A 6,603-nucleotide genomic window follows, 5' to 3' on the forward strand; every position below is an offset into this window, starting at 1 on the left:
AAATATAATTCCAGACTTCAGCAAAGTAGGATATCATCATGGTGTAAAGGCAATTCCGAATGTAAAAGTTGTAAAAACAGTAAAACCAGTAACTGGTGATGCCCTGGAAACTTTACAAAAAGCAATTGACGAGGTCTCAGCCCTACCTAAAGACAAAGATGGTTTCAGGGGTGCTATTCTTATAGAAAAAGGCAAATATTTGATTTCGGGCACTTTAAATGTTAATACAGACGGTATTGTTCTGCGTGGTGAGGGAGATTATGATAAAGGTACAATTTTGGTTGCTTCTGGAAAAGGACAAAGAACCTTGATTGCAGTAGCCGGGAAAGGTAAAATTACCGAAATACAAAATACAAGACAAGCTATTACAAATACATACGTACCTACAGGCGCAATGTCTTTTGAGGTAAATGATGCTTCGGGATATAAAGCGGGTGATAAGATTATCCTTTTTAGACCGGGAACTACCGAATGGATAAAGGATATTCAGATGGATAAAATGATTGAAAGACAAGGGACTAAACAATGGCAAGCCAAAGAATATAATCTATCTTTTGAACGTAAGATTACAGCAATAGAAGGCAACACTATTTTCATTGATAATCCGGTAATGATGGCTTTAGATAAAAAATACGGTGGTGGAGAAATATTTAAATACACTTATAGCGGAAGAATTACAGAGGTTGGTATAGAGCATATTTTATTCGATTCTGATTATACCAGCGATACTGATGAAGATCATGGATGGGTTGCCGTAGGTTTTAATCATATCGAAGATGGATGGGCAAGAAATTTAACTTCCAGACATTTTGGATATTCTTGTGTAAGCCTAAGCCAGGGAGCAAAAAACATCACTGTATTAGACTCTAAATGTTTTGATGCAATTTCTGTTATCACCGGTGGTCGCAGGTATTCTTTCAACAATAATGGACAACAAAATCTTTTCATGAATTTAGAGACTACAGAAGGTAGACATGATTATGTGACCGGGGCTAAAGTACTGGGACCAAATGTTTTCTATAATTGCAAATCATCTAAAACACATTCTGATATTGGTCCACATCACCGGTGGGCGGTTGGAACTTTATACGATAACATTACTACAGATGGTGAAATAAATATCCAGGATAGAGGAAATTGGGGAAGTGGACATGGCTGGGCTGGTGTGACCCAGGTGTTATGGAATTGTAAGGCAAGAGGGGTTACTGTACAAAATCCATGGGCTTCGGGAAAAAACTATGCTATTGGTGTTACAGGTAATAAACTTAGAGGGAGGTTGGAAGGAAGGCCTGACGGTGAATGGGAAGGTCAAAATCAAAGTGGATTAGTTCCAAAGTCTCTTTTTGAGGCCCAAAGAAAAGAAGCTGGAATTAAATAAAGTTGAGTTTTCTATGTTTAATGAGTTAACCAACATGTATCTTACCGCATTAATGGTTTAATTAGATACAAGAGTTTCTAAATGCATGTTTTACGTATGCTCACAATCTATTTAGGTTAGATAATTACCTGATATAGAAACGATTCAACAGAAGAACAAATTAAACAGCAGTTAAACACAGTTGAAATAGGGATTAAAGAGGGATGATTTCCCTATTTTATCCCTGTTTAATCCGTTTTTCATCCGAGTTTCATCCGTCTTTATAAGCAACCTGTCTCGAACATCTCTCCAGTCAGTCCTTTTAGAGTATTGATTAACGAAATTTAAAATCAATTTTGAATCTCATTGTTCCCGCATATAGTGATAAGCTTCCATCAATAATTTTATTTAACAGCTTTCAATATAAAATCTACAATTGGTGCAGGATCCTTCAAACTATGTGGATGATGCTTTCCACCAGGTTTCATAATAATTTCAATATGGCCTCCTGCCTTTTTTACCTGTTCTGCGAAAGGGAATGTATTCTCGGTTATAGGTACAATTTCATCTTCAGAACCGCACACATGCAGCATAGGGTATCTTCCTTTTACAATTTGCTGAACCTTATCTATAGGACTTCCTTTAAAATCTTTTATTTCCTGATCAGTTGTCAGGTTATAATCTTTTAAAAATGTATTCCATTCCTTTCGACTCCCGGGACCTTTCCCCATACCTCCGGGCCAGCTTTTCAAATCTAAAACAGGATTATCCGCATATACACAAGCTACTTTTTTAGGATTTTCTGCAGCCCAATTATAAATATATACGCCACCTCTGCTCATTCCCTCCAATACAACTTTCTTCGCAAGGCCTCTTTTTTTCAAAAAGTTGTAGAAGTTATTCCAAATGCTGGTTGCTTCTCTATTACCAAATAACTCGGAGACATCACAATAAACGACATGAAAGCCTTCTTTTAAGAGCGCAATATCTGTTTGTGGTTCATGCCCCCAAAACCGGGCTCTCCATATCCAGGGTCTGCCTTTAGCTACAAAATGTGGTTTTACTATTTTAGCTCTTCTACTCTGAAATAGAAAATCTGCACAGGTGAAGCCATGGAAGTCACTATACTTTAATTCCTCTTCTATCTCAGAGAATATATCGAATTTTATACCTTTCTCTGGTTGCCCCGCCAGCTGCAGCGCCTTGGCATCATGTTTTAATAAACAGATCAGTAGCAGACACACAAAAAAATAAATCTTCATTTCACAAATTTTTGCAATAAAAAACCAGAGAAGAGTCCCCCCTCTGGTCTTAAAATCGAGTTAAAAACTATTCACAGCTACTAATCCAATTCTCCGGTTTTCATATTTGAACCGGAAAAATGTTTATCTTTTATTTGTTCTTTCAGAATCACTTTTACCACAGTAGCATATTTATCTGCTAAAGATTTCAATTGCAGATCATATCCGGATTTAGCCTTCTTAAAAGATACTTTTTGTCCTGTTGCTAAAAGGGTTGCAGATTTTATCGGAGCATTTAAATCTGGTAAGGACAGTGTTCCACTTTTTGGTAAATCGAATACAGACAGATAAAGTATGCTTTCTTTTTTTCCATCCAGTTTAGTTGTTATTCTTCCCCAGGGAACTTCATTTAGTGGATTCGCTTTGGTGGCATAGATAGCTTCACTATTTTTATTCATCCAACCACCGATATCTTTTAAACGATCTATACTTTCCTTAGGAAATGTTCCATCTGGCTTTGGACCAATATTCAATAAGTAATTTCCTCCTTTTGAGGCTATATCGATAAGATTTCTCACCAAAGTTTCGGAACTTTTCCAGTTCTGATCCCAGCTTTTGAAACCCCAACTACCATTCATTGTCATACAGGTTTCCCAATCTTTGCCATCCAGTTCCTTTCTATCCGGAATTTTTTGTTCTGGAGTTTTTGTATCGCCGGGGAAATTTGGTCTTTTTAATCTATCGTTAGTAATGATATTGGGCTGCAATTTTAGAACATCTTGCAACCTGGTAGCTTGTTGGTCATTAATTTTCATAGGTGTATCCCACCACAGCACTGATATTTCACCATAATTTGTTAAAAGCTCTTTTACTTGTGGTATAGCAACATCATTAATGTACTGATCGAAAGTTTTTGTTTCCTGTGCCGGATCCCAGTGCCCCTGATGTGCTTCTGTATATGCATTTACTTTTGTAGAATCGGGATTTGGCCAGCCCTCCGCCATTAGTTTTCTTGCTGCAGCTCCTCCCGGATTTACCCAATCCTGAGATTGCGAATAATAAAAACCTAGTTTTATACCATATTTCTTACAGGCTTCTGCTAAAGGTTTTATCAGATCTTTACCATATTTTGAAGCTTGAAGTGCATTCCACTGACTGGCTCCGGTATTAAATAATGCAAATCCATCATGATGCTTTGAGGTAATGATAAGATACTTCATACCCGCTTCCTTAGCCATTCTTGCCCAAAAATCTGCATCATAGTGAATAGGATTAAAGTTTTTTGCTGTATCTCTATATTCCTGAACCGGAATTTTAGCTCGGTTCATAATCCATTCTGCACCGCCGCGGGCTTGTTTATGTCCATGATAAAGACCTCCCCATTGTGCATAAGTTCCAAAATGAATGAACATTCCAAATCTGGCTTCCCGCCACCATTTCATCTTTTCATCTTTAGACAGTTCTTTTTGTGCAAATATTGATTGCGTAAATAATAAAATTGAAAATATAAGAGAGAAAAATGCTTTAATCATAATATTAATATAAGCTTAATTTGTAAATACTTCCTGATAAATCGCTAACAAATATTACAGCGCCTTAATAACTAGTGCATTTCCTAAACCTGTTACCCATGAAGGACCTATTCCTTCGGATTTTAATAAAGCTTTATGCATATCATCTAATGCTTTTGCACCTACGTCAGCAGAGGTATAAAAAGGAAAAGTTCCCTGAAAAGCACCAAAAGCAGGACTACCGCTTTGTGGCTCATAAGTACCAAAAACAGTAATACCCAGCTGTTGACTTATCTGCACAAAACCCTGTGGCATGGTAGCTCCCACGGCATAAGCCATGTTACCCACATATGTGAAATTCTCTGGTGTATCTGCCAATTTCAACAAAGTAGCACCAACCTTTTGCTGTACCAGGTTATTAGCTAAAGTACAATTTGCAGGTGGTACAGTACGTCCGTTCCCGCCTTTGCCTGCTCCAATCTCGAAAGCTTGAGAGCAGTTAACTATCGTGTTTCCTACAATTTTTGCATTTTTAACCTGAAAATACTCACTAGGAGCCGCATTTGGTACTCCATCTAATAAAGAAATAGCACAGTATTGCCCGGTTTGAGTTATACCCTGAATGTAATTGTTGTATACCAGATGACTTTCTCCTACAATTCTAATTCCACCCGCAGCAGCAACATTATTACCTATTATATAATTCCCATAGACTTCTGTGCCATTACCATGACGCAGACACAGGGTCCCGCGACTTTCGAAAAACAGATTATTCCGAATAATATTTTTACTCATTTTATTAGAAATAATTTCTGTTTCGCCATTACATTTATCGAAGATATTTTCTTCAATAATGACATTACTTTCGCTTAAATAATAGTCACTGGTTCCTACTCTAATGGTTTCCCCTCCATTGTTTCCAAGATCGGGTCTGGTACCAAAATAATTATGATCTATACGATGTTCGAGAGAAGAGTTTCTACCCCAGATAACTACCGTAGCACCCTGATGGGCTTTGCCTTTAATGTAGCAGTGGTCTAATCTGTTTTTTGTACCATTTATAGATACCCAACGGTAATCTGTAGTAGCAGAAGCAGGGTTATAATCTACAATCGAAGTATTGGTAAGTCTGCATCCCTTAGAAGAGGATGTAAAAGCTATAAGAAGTGTCACATTTGCCGGTGCCAGTCCATCCTTAAAATTCAAGCCATTTACTTCTAAATATTCACCATCTATCTGTAAAGAGGAGGTTCCTTTCATAATGACCCCGCCTAATTTCTCTGCAATCAGTACAATGGGTTGCTGAGCGGTTCCTTTTCCTTTAAAAACGAGTCTTTGGTTATTCCAATCTCCTGCTTTCATCATCACACTGTCGCCTGCACTAAGCGTGAGCGCTGAGAGTTCTGCTGCAGATGTAATTACTTTGCATGATTTACATTTTATTACTTCTCCGTCATTATTACCGCCATCACCATCTCCCGGAGGCGGAACTACAACTCCTGAATCGTCGTCTTTCTTTTCCTTATCTGATTTTTTACATGAAATCACTCCGCCCAATAACACCAAAATCAGAAAATATCTTACTGCTACCTTTATCATCGTATTTATTTTAATAATTAGTTGCCTATATAAAGCAAGCAATTAATTGTTGAAATCAATTTTTGTCAATTAGCTTTTTATTCAGCTGTATTGGCATAATCTATTTCACAAATTTCGCTCTGATATGCTGCGTTTCTGAAACAAGATTTGCCAGATAAATACCATTCGCAGCTTTCACCGGTACCTGAACAACGTTTTCGCCTTTTGTTAGATGAATTTTCTGAGATGCTATATGATTGCCCAAAACTCCGTTGATATGTACCTCTGCTGCCTCATTTACTGTAGAAAAAATGAAAAGTTTTATATAATCCTGATCTGAAGGGACAGAGATACTCATATCCGTTGTTGTTTCTAAAGTACTTTTAACGGCTATAATATCAGATTTTTCTGATTTTCCATCATAATCTACCTGACGTAATTGGTAATAGTTTGTTCCCGGCAATGGATTTGCATCAATATAGCTGTAATTACTGATTTGCGTAGTGGTACCTTTCCCGCTTACTGTGGTTAAAACATGAAAGTTTTTACCATTTTCAGAACGTAATACCTCAAAATGAGAATTTCCTTGTTCTGATGCAGTAGTCCAGTTCAATTGGATATGGTTGCTTTGCTTTTGTCCTGAGAATGAAGTTAATTGAACGGGAAGAGATACAACTGCGGTAAGGACATTAGCCCAACTTAAATCTGCTTTGATATTATCAACAACAATATCATATGAAGTTTCCATTGTCCTGAAACCAATACCCTGAATATCTTTCTTGCTAACTGTGCTTTCGGCGCTATTAGTTGCTATAGGAGTTGTTTCAGTACTACTTTGACTATCACTTTGAGCATAAACCCACAAACTTACCTGATCTGGCCCACTAGTTGAGGTACCGGGCTTTTTTTCATATTT

At 37.3% G+C, this 6,603-nt stretch carries 5 protein-coding genes; 1 reads left to right on the forward strand and 4 read right to left on the reverse strand.

The window, feature by feature from the left end; translation table 11 throughout:
- Positions 1 to 1,378, forward strand: a 1,378-nt coding sequence (locus ABWO41_RS14155) for a hypothetical protein (protein ID WP_353139327.1), incomplete at its 5' end; no start/stop codon positions are given.
- A gap of 383 nt (positions 1,379 to 1,761) precedes the next feature.
- Here the strand turns inward: ABWO41_RS14155 and ABWO41_RS14160 are convergent.
- The 4 genes from ABWO41_RS14160 to ABWO41_RS14175 all read right to left on the reverse strand — a co-directional run.
- Complete coding sequence (locus ABWO41_RS14160) at positions 1,762 to 2,619, reverse strand: alpha/beta hydrolase family protein (RefSeq protein WP_353139330.1); 858 nt, start codon at positions 2,617 to 2,619, stop codon at positions 1,762 to 1,764.
- Between the two features lie 80 nt (positions 2,620 to 2,699).
- Positions 2,700 to 4,130, reverse strand: coding sequence for an alpha-L-fucosidase (locus ABWO41_RS14165; protein WP_353139333.1), 1,431 nt, complete (start codon positions 4,128 to 4,130; stop codon positions 2,700 to 2,702).
- Positions 4,131 to 4,184: 54 nt separating this feature from the next.
- A complete protein-coding gene (locus ABWO41_RS14170; RefSeq protein WP_353139336.1) occupies positions 4,185 to 5,708 on the reverse strand; it encodes a polysaccharide lyase 6 family protein in 1,524 nt (507 codons plus the stop codon).
- 100 nt (positions 5,709 to 5,808) lie between these two features.
- The coding region (locus ABWO41_RS14175) for a cadherin-like beta sandwich domain-containing protein (RefSeq protein ID WP_353139339.1) at positions 5,809 to 6,603 on the reverse strand (795 nt) is incomplete at its 5' end.

The sequence above is a fragment of the Pseudopedobacter sp. genome (assembly GCF_040392825.1).
In the GTDB taxonomy this organism is placed as follows: domain Bacteria; phylum Bacteroidota; class Bacteroidia; order Sphingobacteriales; family Sphingobacteriaceae; genus Pseudopedobacter.

Bases quoted from the DNA above. Each gene is read 5' to 3' on its own strand.
- ABWO41_RS14165 (WP_353139333.1), bottom strand. From the start codon at position 4,130: ATGATTAAAGCATTTTTCTCTCTTATATTTTCAATTTTATTATTTACG.
- ABWO41_RS14160 (WP_353139330.1), bottom strand. From the start codon at position 2,619: ATGAAGATTTATTTTTTTGTGTGTCTGCTACTGATCTGTTTATTAAAA.
- ABWO41_RS14170 (WP_353139336.1), bottom strand. From the start codon at position 5,708: ATGATAAAGGTAGCAGTAAGATATTTTCTGATTTTGGTGTTATTGGGC.